This window comes from Vibrio gallicus, assembly GCF_024346875.1.
Taxonomy (GTDB): Bacteria; Pseudomonadota; Gammaproteobacteria; order Enterobacterales; family Vibrionaceae; genus Vibrio; species Vibrio gallicus.
Window position 1 is genome coordinate 207,172 of record NZ_AP024871.1, and the last position, 15,715, is coordinate 222,886.

Sequence of the window (15,715 nt, forward strand, 5' to 3'; positions counted from 1 at the left end):
GAGTAAGTAATGGAATTGATGGTTAAAGGTGCTGATGCACTAACTGTTTCCGAGACTACTTTCGGACGTGACTTCAACGAAGCTCTTGTACACCAAGTAGTTGTTGCATTTGCAGCAGGTGCTCGTCAAGGTACTCGTGCTCAAAAGACTCGTTCTGAAGTATCTGGCGGTGGCGCTAAGCCATGGCGTCAAAAAGGTACTGGCCGCGCGCGTGCTGGTACAATTCGTAGCCCAATCTGGCGTACAGGTGGTGTTACTTTTGCTGCGAAACCACAAGATCACAGCCAAAAAGTAAACAAAAAAATGTACCGCGGTGCTATGAAGAGCATTCTTTCTGAACTTGTTCGTCAAGAGCGTTTAATCGTTGTTGATAACTTCTCAGTAGAAGCTCCAAAAACTAAAGAGCTAATTGCTAAGCTTGAAGAGCTTGAGCTTAAAGATGTTCTGATCGTGACTGGTGAAGTAGATGAGAATCTATTCTTAGCTGCTCGTAACCTTTACAAAGTTGACGTACGTGACGTTGCTGCGATTGATCCAGTGAGTCTTATTGCGTTTGACAAAGTTGTAATGACTGCTGAGGCAGTTAAGCAAGTTGAGGAGATGCTGGCATGATCACTGAAGAGCGTCTACTAAAAGTTCTACGTGCTCCACATATCTCTGAAAAAGCAACTATGGCTGCTGAGAAAGCGAACACTATCGTTTTCAAAGTAGCAAAAGATGCAACTAAAAGAGAAATCAAAGCAGCAGTAGAAAAGCTTTTTGAAGTTGAAGTTAAGTCTGTAAATACTCTTGTTCTTAAGGGTAAGACCAAACGTCAAGGTATGCGTGAAGGCCGTCGTTCAGACGTTAAGAAAGCCTACGTTACCTTGAAAGAAGGTCAAGATCTTGACTTCGTTGGCGGTGCGGAATAACAGGAGTAGTTGAGAAATGGCTATTGTTAAATGTAAGCCGACTTCCCCTGGTCGTCGTCACGTAGTTAAAGTTGTTAATGCTGACCTGCACAAAGGTAAGCCATACGCACCTCTTCTAGAGAAAAACTCTAAGAACGGTGGTCGTAACAACAACGGTCGTATTACTGTACGTCATATCGGTGGTGGTCATAAACATCACTATCGTTTGATTGATTTCAAACGTACTAAAGATGGCATCCCAGCGAAAGTTGAGCGCCTAGAATACGATCCAAACCGTAGCGCAAACATTGCTCTAGTTCTGTACGCAGACGGTGAGCGTAGCTACATTATTGCACCAAAAGGCATTTCAGCTGGTGATACAGTCCAGTCTGGTGTTGATGCGCCTATTAAAGCAGGTAACACCCTGCCAATGCGTAACATCCCAGTTGGTTCAACTGTTCACTGTGTTGAACTTAAGCCTGGTAAAGGTGCACAAATTGCTCGTTCTGCAGGTGCATACGCACAAATCGTCGCTCGCGACGGTGCATATGTAACTCTACGCCTACGTTCTGGCGAGATGCGCAAAGTTCTTTCTGAAGGTCGTGCAACGATCGGTGAAGTTGGTAACTCTGAGCACATGCTACGTGAACTAGGTAAAGCTGGTGCTTCACGCTGGCGCGGCGTACGTCCAACCGTACGTGGTGTAGTAATGAACCCAGTAGATCACCCACACGGTGGTGGTGAAGGTCGTACTTCTGGTGGTCGTCACCCAGTATCACCTTGGGGTATGCCTACTAAAGGCTTCAAAACCCGTAAGAACAAGCGCACTGACAAGTACATCGTACGTCGTCGTAACAAGTAATCTAATTAAGAGGAATCGCCATGCCACGTTCTCTCAAGAAAGGTCCTTTTATTGACCTACACTTGCTGAAGAAGGTAGAGAAAGCGGTGGAAAGCGGAGACAAAAAGCCTATTAAGACTTGGTCCCGTCGCTCAATGATCATACCAACTATGATCGGTTTGACCATCGCTGTCCATAATGGTCGTCAGCACGTACCAGTTTTTGTAACCGAAGAAATGATCGGCCACAAACTGGGCGAATTCGCACCAACTCGCACTTATCGCGGCCATGCTGCTGATAAGAAAGCTAAGAAGAAATAAGGAGTAGATAATGGAAGCTTTAGCTAAACATAACTTTGCTCGTATTTCTCCACAGAAAGCTCGCTTAGTTGCAGACCAAATCCGCGGTAAATCTGTGGATCAAGCACTAGAAGTTCTAACTTTCAGCAACAAAAAAGCTGCTGAACTTATTAAGAAAGTTCTAGAGTCAGCAATCGCGAACGCTGAGCACAACGAAGGTGCGGACATTGATGATCTTAATGTCGCTAAAATCTTTGTAGATGAGGGCCCTATCATGAAGCGCATTATGCCTCGTGCTAAAGGCCGTGCAGACCGTATCTTGAAGCGTTCAAGCCACATCACTGTTGTTGTAGCAGACCGCTAAAAGACTAGGAGATTAAGCAATGGGTCAGAAAGTACATCCTAATGGTATTCGTCTTGGCATCGTCAAGCCTTGGAATGCTACATGGTTTGCTAATACCAAAGAATTCGCTGACAACCTAGACGGCGACTTCAAGGTACGTCAGTTCCTTACTAAGGAACTAGCAAAAGCGTCTCTATCACGTATCGTTATCGAACGTCCAGCTAAGAGCATTCGTGTGACTATTCACACTGCTCGCCCTGGTGTTGTTATCGGTAAGAAAGGTGAAGACGTAGAGAAACTACGCGCAGCTGTAGCGAAAATCGCAGGTGTACCAGCGCAAATTAACATCGCTGAAGTACGTAAGCCTGAGCTGGACGGTCAATTAGTGGCTGACAGCATCGCTTCTCAGTTAGAGCGTCGTGTTATGTTCCGTCGTGCTATGAAGCGCGCGGTACAAAATGCAATGCGTCTAGGTGCTAAGGGTATCAAAGTAGAAGTAAGTGGCCGTCTTGGCGGTGCTGAAATCGCGCGTACTGAATGGTACCGTGAAGGCCGTGTGCCACTACATACCCTACGTGCTGACATTGACTACGCAACTTCTTCGGCTCACACCCAATACGGTGTAATCGGCATTAAAGTTTGGATCTTCAAAGGAGAAATCCTTGGTGGAATGCCAGCTGCTAATGCAGTAGAGCCTAAAGGCGATAAGCCTAAGAAACAGCGTAAAGGCCGTAAGTAAGGAGTCGACAGATGCTACAACCTAAACGTACTAAATTCCGTAAGGTTCAGACTGGTCGTAACCGCGGTCTGGCTAAAGGTACTGAAGTAAGCTTCGGCGAATTCGGTCTTAAAGCTGTTGGTCGTGGACGTATTACTGCTCGTCAAATCGAAGCGGCTCGTCGTGCAATGACACGTCACGTCAAACGTCAAGGTCAAATCTGGATTCGTATTTTCCCAGACAAACCAATTACTGAAAAACCTCTTGAAGTTCGTCAAGGTAAAGGTAAAGGTAACGTTGAGTACTGGGTTGCACAAATCCAACCTGGCAAGGTTATGTACGAAATGAATGGCGTACCTGAAGAGTTGGCACGTGAAGCGTTCCGCCTAGCGGCTCGTAAACTGCCTATCAAAACAACATTTGTAACTAAGCAGGTGATGTAATGAAAGCACAAGAGTTACGCGAAAAAAGCGTTGAAGAGCTTAACGCTGAGCTAATGAATTTGCTACGTGAACAGTTTAACTTGCGTATGCAAGCTGCGACTGGTCAACTTCAGCAAACTCATACTCTGAAAGCTGTACGTCGTGATATCGCACGTGTTAAAACCGTTTTGACTGAGAAGGCAGACGTATAATGAGCGACAAAATCCGTACTTCACTTGGTCGTGTTGTTAGCAACAAGGGCGATAAGTCTATTGTTGTTGCTATCGAGCGCATGGTTAAACACCCAATTTACGGCAAGTTCGTAAAGCGTACGACTAAGATTCACGCACATGATGAAAACAACGAGTGTGGCCTAGGCGATACAGTTGAAATTTTAGAATGTCGTCCACTGTCTAAGACAAAATCTTGGACTTTGGTAAAAGTTGTTGAAAAAGCGAAAATCTAATTTTCGTTAATTCTTAGCAGCTTAAAGCGGCTTCCAGTTTTTTTTGGAAGCCGCTTATTTTTTGTCTACCCAATAAGGGAAAAGGGTGTTACAATTCGCGTCCCTTTAAAGAGGCAGCCCGACCCGAGAGGGTCTAGTTTTTAATATTTAGCGGAGCACTAACAATGATCCAAATGCAAAGTACACTTGACGCTGCAGATAACTCTGGTGCGCGCAAGGTAATGTGTATTAAGGTTCTGGGTGGCTCTCACCGTCGTTATGCACATATCGGTGACATCATCAAAGTTACAGTGAAGGAAGCAATTCCTCGCGGTAAAGTAAAAAAAGGTGATGTTCTGAAGGCGGTGGTTGTGCGCACCCGTAAAGGCGTACGTCGTCCAGACGGTTCTGTCATTCGCTTCGACCGTAATGCTTGCGTATTGTTGAACGACACTACTGAGCAACCAGTCGGCACTCGTATCTTTGGCCCAGTGACTCGTGAACTTCGTAATGCGAAATTCATGAAGATTGTATCACTGGCTCCAGAAGTACTATAAGGAGCAAAGAAATGGCAGCTAAAATCCGTCGTAATGACGAAGTAATCGTTCTTGCTGGAAAAGATAAAGGCAAGAAAGGTAAAGTAACTAAGGTTCTGACAACTGGTAAAGTTATCGTTGAAGGTATCAACCTTGTTAAGAAACATCAGAAGCCTGTACCGGCAATGGGTGTTCAAGGTGGTATCGTAGAGCAAGAAGCAGCAATTGATGCTTCAAACATTGCAATCTACAACGCAGCTACTGGCAAAGCAGACCGCATCGGTTTCCGTTTTGAAGATGGCAAGAAAGTTCGTTTCTTCAAGTCTAATGGCGAAATCGTTTCTAACTAAGATATAAAGTATTTTGGAGTTAACTATGGCGAAACTGCATGATTACTACAAGTCGTCTGTAGTTGCTGAACTGACCAAAGAGTTCAGCTACTCAAGCGTCATGCAAGTCCCTAGAATCGAGAAAATCACCCTTAACATGGGTGTTGGTGAAGCAATCAACGATAAGAAACTTCTAGAGAACGCAGCAGCTGATATGGCGACCATTTCTGGTCAAAAGCCACTTATCACTAAAGCGCGTAAATCTGTTGCAGGTTTTAAAATCCGTGAAGGCTACCCTATCGGTTGTAAAGTGACCTTGCGTGGCGAACGCATGTGGGACTTCTTTGAGCGTTTGATTTCAATCGCTCTACCACGTGTACGTGACTTCCGTGGCGTTAGCGCTAAGTCTTTTGACGGACGCGGTAACTACAGCATGGGCGTTCGCGAGCAAATCATCTTTCCGGAAATCGACTTTGATAAAGTTGATCGTGTACGTGGTCTTGATATTACTATCACGACTTCAGCGGGCACAGATGCGGAAGGCCGAGCTCTGCTGGCTGCCTTTAACTTCCCATTCCGTAAGTAGGGTGAAGGGTTACTGTTATGGCTAAAGAATCTATGAAGGCACGCGAAGCTAAGCGTGCAAAACTAGTAGCTAAATTCGCTGAAAAGCGTCTAGAGCTAAAAAACATCATCAGCGATGTGAACGCATCAGAAGAAGATCGTTGGGATGCAGTGCTTAAACTGCAATCTCTTCCACGTGATTCAAGTGCATCACGTCAGCGTAACCGTTGCAACCAAACTGGTCGCCCACACGGTTACCTACGTAAATTCGGTTTAAGCCGTATCAAAGTTCGTGAAGCTTGCATGAAAGGCGAGATTCCTGGACTTCGTAAGGCTAGCTGGTAATTGCCACTTAATCATTTGGAGTATATCTTATGAGCATGCAAGATCCGATTTCGGATATGCTGACCCGTCTTCGTAACGGTCAGGCAGCAAACAAAGTTGCTGTAAAAATGCCTTCTTCAAAGCTTAAAGTTGCAGTTGCTACTTTGCTGAAAAACGAAGGTTACATCGTTGATTTCGCTGTTGAAGGCGAAGCAAAACCAGAGCTAGAAGTTACTCTTAAGTACTTCCAAGCTAAACCAGTAATCGAGCAAATCCAACGTGTTTCTCGTCCAGGTCTGCGTGTCTATAAAAATAAAGACAGCCTTCCTTCTGTGATGGGTGGTTTGGGTATTGCTGTAGTGTCCACTTCCAAAGGTCTTATGACAGACCGAGCTGCTCGCAAGGCAGGTCTTGGTGGTGAGATCATCTGCTACGTAGCTTAAGGAGTAGAATATGTCTCGTGTTGCTAAGGCACCTGTCTCTATTCCAGCAGGCGTAGAGGTGAAACTTAACGGTCAAGAAGTGACTGTTAAAGGCCCTAAAGGTGAACTTTCTCGTGTGCTTAACGGCGCAGTAGAAGTTTCACAGGAAGATAACACTATTGTTTTCGCTCCACGCGAAGGTATCGCTAAAGCTAACGCTCAAGCTGGTACTGCACGTGCTCTTGTGAATAACATGGTTGTTGGTGTTACTGAAGGCTTTACAAAGAAACTTACCCTTAAGGGTGTTGGTTACCGTGCTGCTGTTAAAGGCAATGCAGTAAGTCTAACTCTAGGTTTCTCTCACCCAGTTGAGCACGAAGTGCCAGCGGGTATTAAAGCGGAATGTCCAACTCAAACTGAGATTGTACTAACTGGTGCTGATAAGCAACTAGTTGGTCAGGTTGCAGCTGACATTCGTTCTTACCGTGAACCTGAGCCTTATAAAGGCAAAGGTGTTCGTTACGCAGATGAATTTGTGCGTACCAAAGAAGCTAAGAAGAAGTAAGGTAACACTATGGATAAGAAAGCATCTCGCATCCGTCGTGCTACACGTGCACGTCGTAAGATTGCTGAACTTCGTGTAAACCGTCTTGTAGTACATCGTACTCCACGTCACGTTTACGCACAGGTTATTGCACCAAACGGCTCTGAGGTTATCGCAGCTGCTTCTACTGTAGAAAAAGCGATCCGTGAGCAAGTTAAGAATACTGGTAACGTAGACGCAGCTAAGGCAGTTGGTAAAGCTGTTGCTGAGCGTGCTCTTGAAAAAGGCATCGAAGCTGTTGCGTTTGATCGTTCTGGTTTCCAATACCACGGTCGAGTGGCGGCGCTAGCAGAATCTGCTCGCGAAGCTGGTCTGAAATTCTAAGGTAGGGTTGGAAGATGGCTAAAGAACAACAACAAGCTTCAGATTTGGCAGAAAAGCTAATCGCTGTTAACCGTGTTTCTAAAACGGTTAAAGGTGGTCGAATCTTTAGTTTTACTGCACTAACAGTAGTTGGTGACGGTAATGGTCGTGTAGGTTTCGGTTACGGCAAAGCTCGTGAAGTACCTGCTGCGATTCAAAAAGCAATGGAAAAAGCACGTCGTAACATGGTTACTATCGCGCTTAACGAAGGTACTCTTCACCACGCGGTGAAAGGTCGTCATACTGGCTCTAAAGTTTACATGCAGCCAGCAGCGGAAGGTACAGGTATCATCGCCGGTGGTGCGATGCGTGCAGTACTTGAAGTTATAGGTGTACGTAACGTACTTGCGAAAGCATACGGTTCTACAAACCCTATTAACATCGTTCGCGCGACTATCGATGGTTTGAGTGGCATGAAATCTCCTGAGATGGTGGCTGCTAAACGTGGTCTAACTGTTGAAAATATTTCGGAGTAAACCATGGCTACTATTAAAGTAACTCAAACTAAAAGCTCAATCGGTCGTCTACCTAAGCACAAATTGTGCCTACGTGGTCTTGGCCTTCGTCGCATCAACCACACAGTAGAACTTGAAGACACGCCTGCAGTACGCGGCATGATCAACAAGGTTTACTACATGGTTAAAGTTGAGGAGTAATCAGAATGCGTTTGAATACTCTATCACCGGCTGCGGGTTCTAAGCCTTCTAAGAAGCGCGTAGGCCGTGGTATCGGTTCAGGCCTGGGTAAAACCGGTGGCCGTGGCCATAAAGGTCAGAAATCACGCTCGGGCGGTAAAGTTCGTGTAGGTTTTGAAGGTGGTCAAATGCCTTTGAAACAGCGTTTACCTAAATTCGGTTTCACTTCTCGTAAGAGCCTAGTGACTGCTGAAGTTCGTCTAGCTGAGCTAGCGAAGGTATCAAGTGACGTTGTAGATCTTAACAGCCTTAAAGCTGCTAACGTGATCACTAAGAACATCGAGTTTGTAAAAGTTGTTCTATCTGGTGAGATCAATAAAGCAGTGACTGTTAAAGGTCTTCGCGTAACTAAAGGCGCTAAAGCTGCAATCGAAGCTGCCGGCGGTAAAATCGAAGAATAATCTTCGCGGGAAAGGTACAGATGGCTAAAAAACCAGGACAAGATTTTAGTAGTGCAAAAAGTGGCACGGCTGAATTGAAATCACGCTTACTATTCGTAATAGGCGCGTTATTAGTATTTCGTGCGGGCTCTTTTGTTCCGATTCCTGGTATTGACGCAGCTGTCCTTGCCCAATTGCTGGATCAGCAGCAGGGCACCATCGTAGAAATGTTTAACATGTTCTCAGGTGGTGCGCTATCGCGTGCATCTATCTTGGCCCTTGGTATCATGCCGTATATTTCGGCATCTATTGTGGTCCAATTGCTAACCGTTGTTCATCCCGCTCTTGCAGAGCTTAAAAAAGAGGGTGAAGCTGGCCGTCGTAAGATAAGTCAGTATACGCGTTACGGCACGCTGGTACTTGCAACATTCCAAGCTATCGGTATTGCAACAGGTTTACCGAATATGGTCGACAATCTGGTTGTTATCAACCAAACCATGTTCACCCTAATTGCTACCGTGAGTTTAGTAACCGGCACCATGTTTTTGATGTGGTTAGGTGAACAAATTACAGAGCGCGGAATTGGTAACGGTATATCGTTAATCATATTTGCAGGTATTGTTGCTGGTTTGCCTCGAGCAATTGGTCAAACAATTGAACAAGCGCGTCAAGGTGAATTGCACGTTCTTCTTCTATTATTGATTGCAGTGGTAGCTTTTGCTGTTATCTACTTTGTTGTGTTCATGGAGCGTGGTCAACGTCGTATCGTCGTTAACTATGCGAAACGCCAACAAGGTCGTAAGGTATTTGCTGCGCAGAGTTCTCACTTGCCGTTGAAAATCAACATGGCTGGTGTTATCCCTGCGATTTTTGCATCGAGCATTATTTTGTTCCCTGGAACATTAGCTCAGTGGTTTGGTCAGAATGGTGAGAGTGCTACATTCGGTTGGTTAACTGATGTTTCACTTGCTTTAAGCCCTGGTCAGCCTCTGTATGTTATGCTTTATGCAGCCGCAATCATATTTTTCTGCTTCTTCTACACGGCGTTGGTATTCAACCCGCGTGAAACAGCAGATAATTTGAAGAAGTCTGGTGCTTTCGTACCCGGCATCCGCCCAGGAGAGCAGACAGCTAGATACATCGATAAAGTAATGACTAGACTTACCCTTGCAGGTGCTCTATATATTACCTTTATCTGTCTGATTCCCGAGTTCATGATGGTAGCGTGGAACGTACGTTTCTACTTCGGCGGTACCTCCCTACTCATCGTAGTAGTGGTAATCATGGACTTTATGGCACAGGTACAGACTCATCTGATGTCTCAACAGTATGATTCTGTGTTGAAGAAAGCAAATCTGAAGGGTTACGGCCGTTAATCGGCGGTAATTCCAAGATTAATTACGGAGTTTAGCAATGAAAGTTCGTGCTTCCGTTAAAAAAATCTGTCGTAACTGCAAAATCATCAAACGCAACGGTGTTGTGCGCGTGATTTGTAGTGAGCCAAAGCATAAACAGCGCCAAGGCTAATCAACAGAAATTTTTACTTGAAATATAGGGTAGGTTCGAGTATATTCCTCGGCCTACCTTTTGCGTGCAAAAGAAGTAGTATGCCGCTGCGTATCCTCAACGGGCTCTGCAGCGGATAATTCTTTATGAAAGTACTAGGAGTGAATAGTGGCCCGTATAGCAGGCATTAACATTCCTGATCAAAAACATGCTGTAATCGCACTTACTGCGATCTACGGCATCGGTAAAACCCGCGCTCAAGCTATTTTAGCTGAAGTGGGTATTGCTGAAAATGTTAAGATCAGTGAACTAACAGAACAGCAGATCAATCAGCTGCGTGATGGTGTTGCAAAATACACTGTAGAAGGTGATCTTCGTCGTGAAGTCTCAATGAACATCAAGCGTCTCATGGACCTTGGTTGTTACCGCGGTCTTCGTCATCGTCGCAGTCTACCTCTTCGTGGGCAGCGTACTAAAACCAATGCTCGCACCCGCAAGGGTCCGCGTAAGCCGATCAAGAAATAGTCGGAAGGGTAGAGTACAATGGCAAAACAACCAACTCGCGCACGTAAACGCGTCCGCAAGCAAGTAGCTGATGGCGTAGCGCACATTCATGCTTCTTTTAACAACACAATCGTGACCATTACTGACCGTCAAGGTAACGCACTAGCTTGGGCTACTGCAGGTGGTTCAGGTTTCCGTGGTTCTCGTAAGTCAACTCCGTTCGCAGCTCAGGTTGCAGCAGAGCGCGCTGGCGAAATGGCTAAAGAATATGGCCTTAAGAACTTGGAAGTTATGGTTAAGGGCCCAGGTCCTGGTCGTGAGTCAACTATCCGTGCATTGAATGCAGCAGGATATCGCATCACCAACATCGTTGATGCAACTCCGATCCCTCATAACGGTTGTCGTCCACCTAAGAAACGTCGCGTTTAAGTTTCGTTTCTAGGAATATTGGAGAAAGAACATGGCAAGATATTTGGGTCCTAAGCTGAAGCTTAGCCGTCGCGAAGGTACTGATTTATTCCTTAAATCAGGCATCCGTGCGATCGATACCAAGTGTAAAATCGATAACGCTCCAGGTGTACACGGCGCTCGTCGCGGTCGTCTATCTGAATATGGCGTTCAGCTTCGTGAGAAGCAAAAAGTTCGTCGTACATATGGCGTTCTAGAAAAACAATTCCGTAACTACTACAAAGAAGCTGCACGCCTTAAAGGCAACACAGGTGAAAACCTGCTTCAGCTTCTTGAAGGTCGTCTTGATAACGTAGTTTACCGCATGGGCTTTGGCGCAACTCGCGCAGAAGCACGCCAGCTAGTTAGCCATAAAGCTATCCTAGTTAACGGTAAAGTTGTAAACGTTCCTTCATTCAAAGTAGCGGCTAACGACGTTGTTTCTATTCGTGAGAAAGCTAAAACGCAATCTCGCATTAAAGCGGCTCTAGAAGTTGCTGGACAACGCGAAAAACCAACTTGGATTGAAGTAGATGGCAGCAAAATGGAAGGTACGTTCAAACGTTTACCAGAACGTTCTGATCTATCAGCTGACATCAACGAACACCTGATCGTCGAACTTTACTCTAAGTAAGGTTAAACTAAAGAGAGGACACAATGCAGGGTTCTGTAACAGAATTTCTTAAGCCACGTCTAGTTGATATCGAACAGATCAACACGACACACGCAAAAGTAACTCTTGAGCCATTAGAGCGTGGTTTCGGTCACACTCTTGGTAATGCACTTCGCCGTATTCTTCTATCTTCTATGCCGGGTTGTGCCGTAACAGAAGTAGAGATTGAAGGCGTACTTCACGAATACAGTACTAAAGAAGGCGTTCAAGAAGACATTCTTGAAATCCTACTTAACCTGAAAGGGTTAGCTGTGCGCGTTGCCGAAGGCAAAGATGAAGTGTTTATTACACTTAACAAATCAGGCTCAGGCCCTGTGGTTGCAGGTGACATCACCCATGATGGTGATGTAGAGATCGCTAACCCAGAACACGTTATCTGTCATCTTACTGATGACAATGCAGAGATCGCTATGCGTATCAAAGTAGAACGTGGTCGTGGTTATGTTCCAGCTTCAGCTCGTATTCATACTGAAGAAGACGAGCGTCCAATCGGTCGCCTACTAGTCGACGCTACTTACAGCCCAGTAGACAAAATTGCCTACAGTGTTGAAGCAGCTCGTGTAGAACAGCGTACTGACTTGGATAAATTGGTTATCGATATGGAAACCAATGGCACTCTTGAACCGGAAGAAGCTATCCGTCGTGCAGCAACTATTCTTGCTGAACAATTGGATGCGTTCGTAGATCTTCGTGATGTACGAGTTCCAGAGAAAGAGGAAGAGAAGCCGGAGTTCGATCCTATCCTACTTCGTCCTGTAGACGATCTTGAGCTAACAGTTCGCTCTGCTAACTGTTTAAAAGCAGAAGCGATTCACTACATCGGTGATCTTGTACAGCGTACCGAGGTGGAGCTTCTTAAAACTCCGAACCTTGGCAAGAAGTCTCTAACAGAGATTAAAGACGTACTTGCATCTCGCGGTCTGTCTCTAGGTATGCGCCTAGAAAACTGGCCACCAGCATCTATCGCTGAAGATTAATCGATAATAGTTAGAAGGATTAGGTCATGCGCCATCGTAAGAGTGGTCGTCAACTCAACCGCAACAGCTCACATCGCAAAGCGATGTTCAGCAATATGGCTAGCTCTCTTGTACGTCATGAAGTTATCAAGACTACATTACCAAAAGCAAAAGAGCTACGTCGCGTAGTTGAGCCTTTGATTACATTAGCTAAGACAGACAGTGTTGCTAACCGTCGTCTAGCATTTGCTCGCACTCGTGATAACGAAGTTGTGGCAAAACTATTTAACGAACTAGGTCCACGTTTCGCTACCCGTCAGGGTGGTTACACACGTATCCTAAAAGCTGGCTTCCGTGCTGGCGACAAAGCTCCAATGGCTTACATTGAGCTTGTTGATCGCCCAGCTGCTGAAGAAGCTGCTGAGTAATCAGTTCGTGATATAACGAAAAAGCCGAGCATCTGCTCGGCTTTTTTGTATCTAAAATATAATCACGCTAAAAATTGTATTTTGACAGCTCTCACTTAGTTGTTACCAAAAAGCACCACGCTCCTCGTATCAGACTCACCCCGTTTAGCAATTGTTCATTACAATAGTAAAGCTACCCCCACAAACTTCCTAAAGATCCCAGTAAGCCACTACTTGCTCCTTGTGAAGTAAGATACTGCATAATCACCGGTGCGAACTGAGACACCAATGATGGGTCAATCCCTAGCTTTTCAAAGGTACTCTTAACTGAATCCATATTGGTAATCATAGATGCAAGCCCAGTAGAAGAGGTGAAGCTATTTAGGCCCGGAATTAACGATCCTAATTCACTCGACTGACCGTTTGATAGCTGAGATTGAGCTAAAGAAAGTAATGCACCCGCCCCTCCAGCGGCTTGGGTCGGAGTAACATCTAGTTGTTCAGTCAACAAATCGGTTAAAGGTGAGTTTTGGGTCGTACTAAGCTGGTCGTTAATAGAGCCAGCTAGCGCTGATACATCGGTTTTCTTTTCATCATCATCTGAGTCAAACAAACCGAATAGTGCATAACTTGGGGTGCTAAATGCTATGGTAGCGAGCAGTGGAACAATCCATAGTTTCATTGTTAACTCCTGTAAAACAATCTTGAAGGATCTTAATTTTAGGAGAGGATTGTTCGCCTTGCTGTGAAAAAAAACGGCGCTATGATAGCGCCGCTTATGCTGAATAGTATTGGGGTTACTGATTCAAAGCTTGTTCAAGGTCTGCAAGGATGTCATCAATGTGTTCAATACCTACAGATAAACGAATCATCTCAGGTGCAACACCCGCATTCTTTTGCTCTTGTTCATTAAGCTGGCGGTGGGTTGTTGATGCAGGGTGACATGCAAGTGATTTCGCGTCACCGATATTAACTAAGCGCTTAAATATCTGAAGAGCATCATAGAACTTAACTCCAGCCTCATAGCCATCTTTTAAGCCAAAAGATAGGATACTCGAGGGTTTACCCTGCATGTATTTTTGAGCAAGCTCATAGTATGCCGAATCTTCTAATCCTGCGTAGCTTACCCAGCTAACTTTAGGGTGATTATTTAGAAAATTAGCAACCTTTATCGCATTTTCACAATGGCGTTCCATGCGCAAAGACAGTGTCTCTAGCCCTTGCATCAGCATAAAGGCATTCATTGGGGATAACGCTGATCCGGTATTTCTTAGAGGAACGGTACGAGCGCGTCCAATAAATGCGGCTTCACCAAAGGCTTCAGCATACACTACGCCATGGTATGAAGGTTCTGGTCGGTTAAACTCAGGGAACTTGTCGGGGAATTGAGCCCATGGAAACTTTCCTGAATCAACGATCATGCCACCTAGCGTTGTACCATGGCCGCCTACGTATTTAGTTAATGAATGCACTACGATATCAGCACCGTGTTCAATCGGTTTGCACACAGCTGGAGTCGCAACGGTATTATCAACGATAACGGGTACACCCATGCTATGGGCTAGTTTACTGATAGCGCCGATATCTGCAATATTACCGGCAGGGTTGCCGATTGATTCGCAGTAAACCGCTTTGGTGTTGTCGTCGATGAGTTCAGCAAGTGCTTCACTGCTATCATTTTTAGCAAAACGTACCTCGATACCTAAACTTGGTAACATGTGCGCAAATAACGTATAAGTACCACCGTATAGTTGTGGCGTTGATACTATGTTATCCCCACTACGAGCTAAGGTTAGTATCGCGTAATGAATAGCAGATGAGCCAGAACTTACCGCAAGGCCTGCAATCCCACCTTCTAATGCCGCCATTCTTTTCTCTAAAACGTCATTGGTAGGGTTCATTATTCTGCTGTAGATATTGCCGGGTACTGCCAAGTCAAAGAGGTCTGCACCATGTTGTGCATCGTCAAACTCGTAAGCTACGGTTTGATAGATTGGGGTCGCACAAGATTTGGTTGTTGGGTCGGTTTCATAACCGTAATGAATGGCTAGTGTTTCGTCTTTCATGGGGCATTCCTTCCTTAGTTTTTATACTGAACACAAATACTAACATGGCATGTTTGTGGTGCTCCTTGCAACGTGGGAACTAATATTTATTGAATGTATAAAAAAACGGCCTCAAAGAGACCGTTTCAAATTAATAGAAGTGTTGCTCATAGGCTTAAAGAATAGCCAGTAACTCAACTTCAAATACTAGCGCTGCGAATGGAGGGATAGCAGCACCTGCGCCACGCTCACCATAAGCAAGGTCTTGTGGAATGTATAGTTTCCACTTAGAGCCTACAGGCATAAGTTGAAGTGCTTCAACCCAACCTTTAATTACACCTGTTACTGGGAACTCAGCAGGTTGACCGCGTGATACAGAGCTGTCAAATACTGTGCCGTCAGTTAGTTGGCCGTGGTAATGAACACGAACTTGCTTATCTGAAGTTGGGATTTCACCTTCGCCTGCAACAAGTACTTCATATTGAAGACCAGATTCAAGTACAGAAACTTCTGAACGAAGAGCGTTATCAGCTAGGAATGCTTCGCCGTCAGCAGCAGCAACTTTAGCCATTTCTGAACGAGCAGATTCCATGCGAGTGTGAAGCTCTTGAAGTGCTTCATTTATTTCGTCTACTGCAATCGCTGGTTGTTCACCTTGTAGAGCTGTCGCAATACCTTGAGCAATAGCGTCAACGTTAAGACCTTCTAGGCCGCTGCCAGCAAGTTGCTGACCCATTTGTAGACCGATACCGTAGCTTGCTTTTTGTTCTACAGTTTCGAATGTTACTTCAGACATAAGAGTTTCTCTTTGTGTGTTTTTTGCGAAACGCTAAGCATACCAGTTTCTGTGTTTGTTTGAAATTTTGTTGCTCGTGAATGTAAAGCTATACTCATCTCTCGTATTTATTACTGAAATTTTGCTTAAAATTACATCTATAAATAGTTTGTTTGTATTCAATGGTTTAAATTTTATATATGCTGACTACGCCCTAGCTACAAATT

29 protein-coding genes are annotated in these 15,715 nt (G+C 45.0%); 26 read left to right on the plus strand and 3 right to left on the minus strand.

Translation table 11 applies throughout. The features are described 5' to 3' along the window. The first annotated feature begins 9 nt into the window (after nt 1-9). The 26 genes from rplD (at nt 10) to rplQ (ending at nt 12,689) form a co-directional block, all read left to right on the plus strand. On the plus strand, nt 10-612 hold the full coding sequence (gene rplD / locus OCU28_RS00995) for a 50S ribosomal protein L4 (protein WP_261816525.1): 603 nt from the start codon (nt 10-12) through the stop codon (nt 610-612). Further along, nucleotides 609-911, plus strand: a complete 303-nt coding sequence (gene rplW, locus OCU28_RS01000) for a 50S ribosomal protein L23 (protein WP_261816526.1) — start codon at nt 609-611, stop codon at nt 909-911. The genes rplD and rplW overlap by 4 nt, the downstream gene beginning before the upstream one ends. 16 nt (nt 912-927) lie before the next feature. Next, the gene (gene rplB / locus OCU28_RS01005) at nt 928-1,752 is read left to right on the plus strand and encodes a 50S ribosomal protein L2 (protein ID WP_261816527.1); all 825 of its coding nucleotides are present in this window, start codon (nt 928-930) and stop codon (nt 1,750-1,752) included. A 20-nt stretch (nt 1,753-1,772) separates the two neighbouring features. Next, on the plus strand, nt 1,773-2,051 hold the full coding sequence (rpsS, locus tag OCU28_RS01010; RefSeq protein ID WP_004736729.1) for a 30S ribosomal protein S19: 279 nt from the start codon (nt 1,773-1,775) through the stop codon (nt 2,049-2,051). 10 nt (nt 2,052-2,061) lie between these two features. Further along, nucleotides 2,062-2,394 carry a 50S ribosomal protein L22 gene (gene rplV / locus OCU28_RS01015; RefSeq protein ID WP_261816528.1) on the plus strand — a complete coding sequence of 111 codons (333 nt, stop codon included), beginning with the start codon at nt 2,062-2,064 and terminating at the stop codon, nt 2,392-2,394. Between the two features lie 19 nt (nt 2,395-2,413). After that, nucleotides 2,414-3,112 carry a 30S ribosomal protein S3 gene (rpsC, locus tag OCU28_RS01020; RefSeq protein ID WP_261816529.1) on the plus strand — a complete coding sequence of 233 codons (699 nt, stop codon included), beginning with the start codon at nt 2,414-2,416 and terminating at the stop codon, nt 3,110-3,112. Nucleotides 3,113-3,123: 11 nt separating this feature from the next. Then, entirely contained in the window at nt 3,124-3,534 is a 411-nt protein-coding gene (gene rplP, locus OCU28_RS01025; RefSeq protein WP_017029096.1) for a 50S ribosomal protein L16, read from the plus strand. Continuing rightward, on the plus strand, nt 3,534-3,725 hold the full coding sequence (rpmC, locus tag OCU28_RS01030; protein WP_261816530.1) for a 50S ribosomal protein L29: 192 nt from the start codon (nt 3,534-3,536) through the stop codon (nt 3,723-3,725). The genes rplP and rpmC overlap by 1 nt, the downstream gene beginning before the upstream one ends. Then, nucleotides 3,725-3,979 carry a 30S ribosomal protein S17 gene (gene rpsQ / locus OCU28_RS01035; protein WP_261816531.1) on the plus strand — a complete coding sequence of 85 codons (255 nt, stop codon included), beginning with the start codon at nt 3,725-3,727 and terminating at the stop codon, nt 3,977-3,979. The genes rpmC and rpsQ overlap by 1 nt, the downstream gene beginning before the upstream one ends. Nucleotides 3,980-4,143: 164 nt before the next feature. Beyond that, nucleotides 4,144-4,515: a 50S ribosomal protein L14 gene (gene rplN, locus OCU28_RS01040; RefSeq protein WP_006075569.1), complete on the plus strand. Its 372-nt coding sequence runs from the start codon at nt 4,144-4,146 to the stop codon at nt 4,513-4,515. 11 nt (nt 4,516-4,526) lie between these two features. Continuing rightward, nucleotides 4,527-4,844 (plus strand): 50S ribosomal protein L24, encoded by a 318-nt coding sequence (rplX, locus tag OCU28_RS01045; protein ID WP_261816532.1) that lies wholly within the window; start codon nt 4,527-4,529, stop codon nt 4,842-4,844. A gap of 25 nt (nt 4,845-4,869) precedes the next feature. After that, nucleotides 4,870-5,409, plus strand: coding sequence for a 50S ribosomal protein L5 (rplE, locus tag OCU28_RS01050; protein WP_261816533.1), 540 nt, complete (start codon nt 4,870-4,872; stop codon nt 5,407-5,409). A 17-nt stretch (nt 5,410-5,426) separates the two neighbouring features. Then, nucleotides 5,427-5,732 carry a 30S ribosomal protein S14 gene (rpsN, locus tag OCU28_RS01055; RefSeq protein ID WP_261816534.1) on the plus strand — a complete coding sequence of 102 codons (306 nt, stop codon included), beginning with the start codon at nt 5,427-5,429 and terminating at the stop codon, nt 5,730-5,732. A 29-nt stretch (nt 5,733-5,761) separates the two neighbouring features. Next, entirely contained in the window at nt 5,762-6,154 is a 393-nt protein-coding gene (gene rpsH / locus OCU28_RS01060) for a 30S ribosomal protein S8 (RefSeq protein ID WP_261816535.1), read from the plus strand. Between the two features lie 10 nt (nt 6,155-6,164). Then, entirely contained in the window at nt 6,165-6,698 is a 534-nt protein-coding gene (gene rplF / locus OCU28_RS01065) for a 50S ribosomal protein L6 (protein WP_261816536.1), read from the plus strand. A gap of 9 nt (nt 6,699-6,707) precedes the next feature. Beyond that, nucleotides 6,708-7,061, plus strand: a complete 354-nt coding sequence (rplR, locus tag OCU28_RS01070) for a 50S ribosomal protein L18 (RefSeq protein WP_261816537.1) — start codon at nt 6,708-6,710, stop codon at nt 7,059-7,061. A gap of 14 nt (nt 7,062-7,075) precedes the next feature. Continuing rightward, entirely contained in the window at nt 7,076-7,576 is a 501-nt protein-coding gene (gene rpsE, locus OCU28_RS01075; protein WP_261816538.1) for a 30S ribosomal protein S5, read from the plus strand. 3 nt (nt 7,577-7,579) lie between these two features. Continuing rightward, nucleotides 7,580-7,756, plus strand: a complete 177-nt coding sequence (gene rpmD, locus OCU28_RS01080) for a 50S ribosomal protein L30 (protein ID WP_017029085.1) — start codon at nt 7,580-7,582, stop codon at nt 7,754-7,756. A gap of 5 nt (nt 7,757-7,761) precedes the next feature. Further along, nucleotides 7,762-8,196 carry a 50S ribosomal protein L15 gene (gene rplO, locus OCU28_RS01085; protein WP_261816539.1) on the plus strand — a complete coding sequence of 145 codons (435 nt, stop codon included), beginning with the start codon at nt 7,762-7,764 and terminating at the stop codon, nt 8,194-8,196. 20 nt (nt 8,197-8,216) lie between these two features. Next, a complete protein-coding gene (gene secY / locus OCU28_RS01090; RefSeq protein ID WP_261816540.1) occupies nt 8,217-9,551 on the plus strand; it encodes a preprotein translocase subunit SecY in 1,335 nt (444 codons plus the stop codon). Between the two features lie 37 nt (nt 9,552-9,588). Continuing rightward, complete coding sequence (gene rpmJ, locus OCU28_RS01095) at nt 9,589-9,702, plus strand: 50S ribosomal protein L36 (RefSeq protein ID WP_039969906.1); 114 nt, start codon at nt 9,589-9,591, stop codon at nt 9,700-9,702. Nucleotides 9,703-9,849: 147 nt separating this feature from the next. After that, nucleotides 9,850-10,206 (plus strand): 30S ribosomal protein S13, encoded by a 357-nt coding sequence (gene rpsM / locus OCU28_RS01100; RefSeq protein ID WP_261816541.1) that lies wholly within the window; start codon nt 9,850-9,852, stop codon nt 10,204-10,206. 18 nt (nt 10,207-10,224) lie between these two features. Next, a complete protein-coding gene (rpsK, locus tag OCU28_RS01105; RefSeq protein WP_004398450.1) occupies nt 10,225-10,614 on the plus strand; it encodes a 30S ribosomal protein S11 in 390 nt (129 codons plus the stop codon). Between the two features lie 31 nt (nt 10,615-10,645). After that, on the plus strand, nt 10,646-11,266 hold the full coding sequence (rpsD, locus tag OCU28_RS01110) for a 30S ribosomal protein S4 (protein WP_261816542.1): 621 nt from the start codon (nt 10,646-10,648) through the stop codon (nt 11,264-11,266). 23 nt (nt 11,267-11,289) lie between these two features. After that, nucleotides 11,290-12,282, plus strand: a complete 993-nt coding sequence (locus tag OCU28_RS01115; protein ID WP_017029079.1) for a DNA-directed RNA polymerase subunit alpha — start codon at nt 11,290-11,292, stop codon at nt 12,280-12,282. A gap of 26 nt (nt 12,283-12,308) precedes the next feature. After that, nucleotides 12,309-12,689, plus strand: a complete 381-nt coding sequence (gene rplQ / locus OCU28_RS01120) for a 50S ribosomal protein L17 (protein WP_017029078.1) — start codon at nt 12,309-12,311, stop codon at nt 12,687-12,689. Between the two features lie 172 nt (nt 12,690-12,861). On the opposite strand, the gene OCU28_RS01125 is transcribed toward rplQ, so the two are convergent. The 3 genes from OCU28_RS01125 to OCU28_RS01135 form a co-directional block, all read right to left on the minus strand. Continuing rightward, the gene (locus tag OCU28_RS01125; protein ID WP_261816543.1) at nt 12,862-13,350 is read right to left on the minus strand and encodes a DUF2780 domain-containing protein; all 489 of its coding nucleotides are present in this window, start codon (nt 13,348-13,350) and stop codon (nt 12,862-12,864) included. A 115-nt stretch (nt 13,351-13,465) separates the two neighbouring features. Then, complete coding sequence (locus tag OCU28_RS01130) at nt 13,466-14,734, minus strand: O-acetylhomoserine aminocarboxypropyltransferase/cysteine synthase family protein (RefSeq protein ID WP_261816544.1); 1,269 nt, start codon at nt 14,732-14,734, stop codon at nt 13,466-13,468. 154 nt (nt 14,735-14,888) lie between these two features. Beyond that, the gene (locus OCU28_RS01135) at nt 14,889-15,509 is read right to left on the minus strand and encodes an FKBP-type peptidyl-prolyl cis-trans isomerase (protein ID WP_261816545.1); all 621 of its coding nucleotides are present in this window, start codon (nt 15,507-15,509) and stop codon (nt 14,889-14,891) included. Nucleotides 15,510-15,715: the final 206 nt, after the last annotated feature.

Bases quoted from the DNA above. Each gene is read 5' to 3' on its own strand.
- rplQ (WP_017029078.1), top strand. From the start codon at position 12,309: ATGCGCCATCGTAAGAGTGGTCGTCAACTCAACCGCAACAGCTCACAT.
- rpmJ (WP_039969906.1), top strand. From the start codon at position 9,589: ATGAAAGTTCGTGCTTCCGTTAAAAAAATCTGTCGTAACTGCAAAATC.
- rpsH (WP_261816535.1), top strand. From the start codon at position 5,762: ATGAGCATGCAAGATCCGATTTCGGATATGCTGACCCGTCTTCGTAAC.
- rpsE (WP_261816538.1), top strand. From the start codon at position 7,076: ATGGCTAAAGAACAACAACAAGCTTCAGATTTGGCAGAAAAGCTAATC.
- rpmD (WP_017029085.1), top strand. From the start codon at position 7,580: ATGGCTACTATTAAAGTAACTCAAACTAAAAGCTCAATCGGTCGTCTA.
- rplF (WP_261816536.1), top strand. From the start codon at position 6,165: ATGTCTCGTGTTGCTAAGGCACCTGTCTCTATTCCAGCAGGCGTAGAG.
- rpsC (WP_261816529.1), top strand. From the start codon at position 2,414: ATGGGTCAGAAAGTACATCCTAATGGTATTCGTCTTGGCATCGTCAAG.
- rplE (WP_261816533.1), top strand. From the start codon at position 4,870: ATGGCGAAACTGCATGATTACTACAAGTCGTCTGTAGTTGCTGAACTG.
- OCU28_RS01135 (WP_261816545.1), bottom strand. From the start codon at position 15,509: ATGTCTGAAGTAACATTCGAAACTGTAGAACAAAAAGCAAGCTACGGT.
- rplV (WP_261816528.1), top strand. From the start codon at position 2,062: ATGGAAGCTTTAGCTAAACATAACTTTGCTCGTATTTCTCCACAGAAA.
- rplR (WP_261816537.1), top strand. From the start codon at position 6,708: ATGGATAAGAAAGCATCTCGCATCCGTCGTGCTACACGTGCACGTCGT.
- rplB (WP_261816527.1), top strand. From the start codon at position 928: ATGGCTATTGTTAAATGTAAGCCGACTTCCCCTGGTCGTCGTCACGTA.
- OCU28_RS01115 (WP_017029079.1), top strand. From the start codon at position 11,290: ATGCAGGGTTCTGTAACAGAATTTCTTAAGCCACGTCTAGTTGATATC.
- rpmC (WP_261816530.1), top strand. From the start codon at position 3,534: ATGAAAGCACAAGAGTTACGCGAAAAAAGCGTTGAAGAGCTTAACGCT.
- OCU28_RS01130 (WP_261816544.1), bottom strand. From the start codon at position 14,734: ATGAAAGACGAAACACTAGCCATTCATTACGGTTATGAAACCGACCCA.
- secY (WP_261816540.1), top strand. From the start codon at position 8,217: ATGGCTAAAAAACCAGGACAAGATTTTAGTAGTGCAAAAAGTGGCACG.
- rplW (WP_261816526.1), top strand. From the start codon at position 609: ATGATCACTGAAGAGCGTCTACTAAAAGTTCTACGTGCTCCACATATC.
- rplX (WP_261816532.1), top strand. From the start codon at position 4,527: ATGGCAGCTAAAATCCGTCGTAATGACGAAGTAATCGTTCTTGCTGGA.
- OCU28_RS01125 (WP_261816543.1), bottom strand. From the start codon at position 13,350: ATGAAACTATGGATTGTTCCACTGCTCGCTACCATAGCATTTAGCACC.
- rpsQ (WP_261816531.1), top strand. From the start codon at position 3,725: ATGAGCGACAAAATCCGTACTTCACTTGGTCGTGTTGTTAGCAACAAG.
- rplN (WP_006075569.1), top strand. From the start codon at position 4,144: ATGATCCAAATGCAAAGTACACTTGACGCTGCAGATAACTCTGGTGCG.
- rplO (WP_261816539.1), top strand. From the start codon at position 7,762: ATGCGTTTGAATACTCTATCACCGGCTGCGGGTTCTAAGCCTTCTAAG.
- rplP (WP_017029096.1), top strand. From the start codon at position 3,124: ATGCTACAACCTAAACGTACTAAATTCCGTAAGGTTCAGACTGGTCGT.
- rpsS (WP_004736729.1), top strand. From the start codon at position 1,773: ATGCCACGTTCTCTCAAGAAAGGTCCTTTTATTGACCTACACTTGCTG.
- rpsN (WP_261816534.1), top strand. From the start codon at position 5,427: ATGGCTAAAGAATCTATGAAGGCACGCGAAGCTAAGCGTGCAAAACTA.
- rplD (WP_261816525.1), top strand. From the start codon at position 10: ATGGAATTGATGGTTAAAGGTGCTGATGCACTAACTGTTTCCGAGACT.
- rpsD (WP_261816542.1), top strand. From the start codon at position 10,646: ATGGCAAGATATTTGGGTCCTAAGCTGAAGCTTAGCCGTCGCGAAGGT.
- rpsK (WP_004398450.1), top strand. From the start codon at position 10,225: ATGGCAAAACAACCAACTCGCGCACGTAAACGCGTCCGCAAGCAAGTA.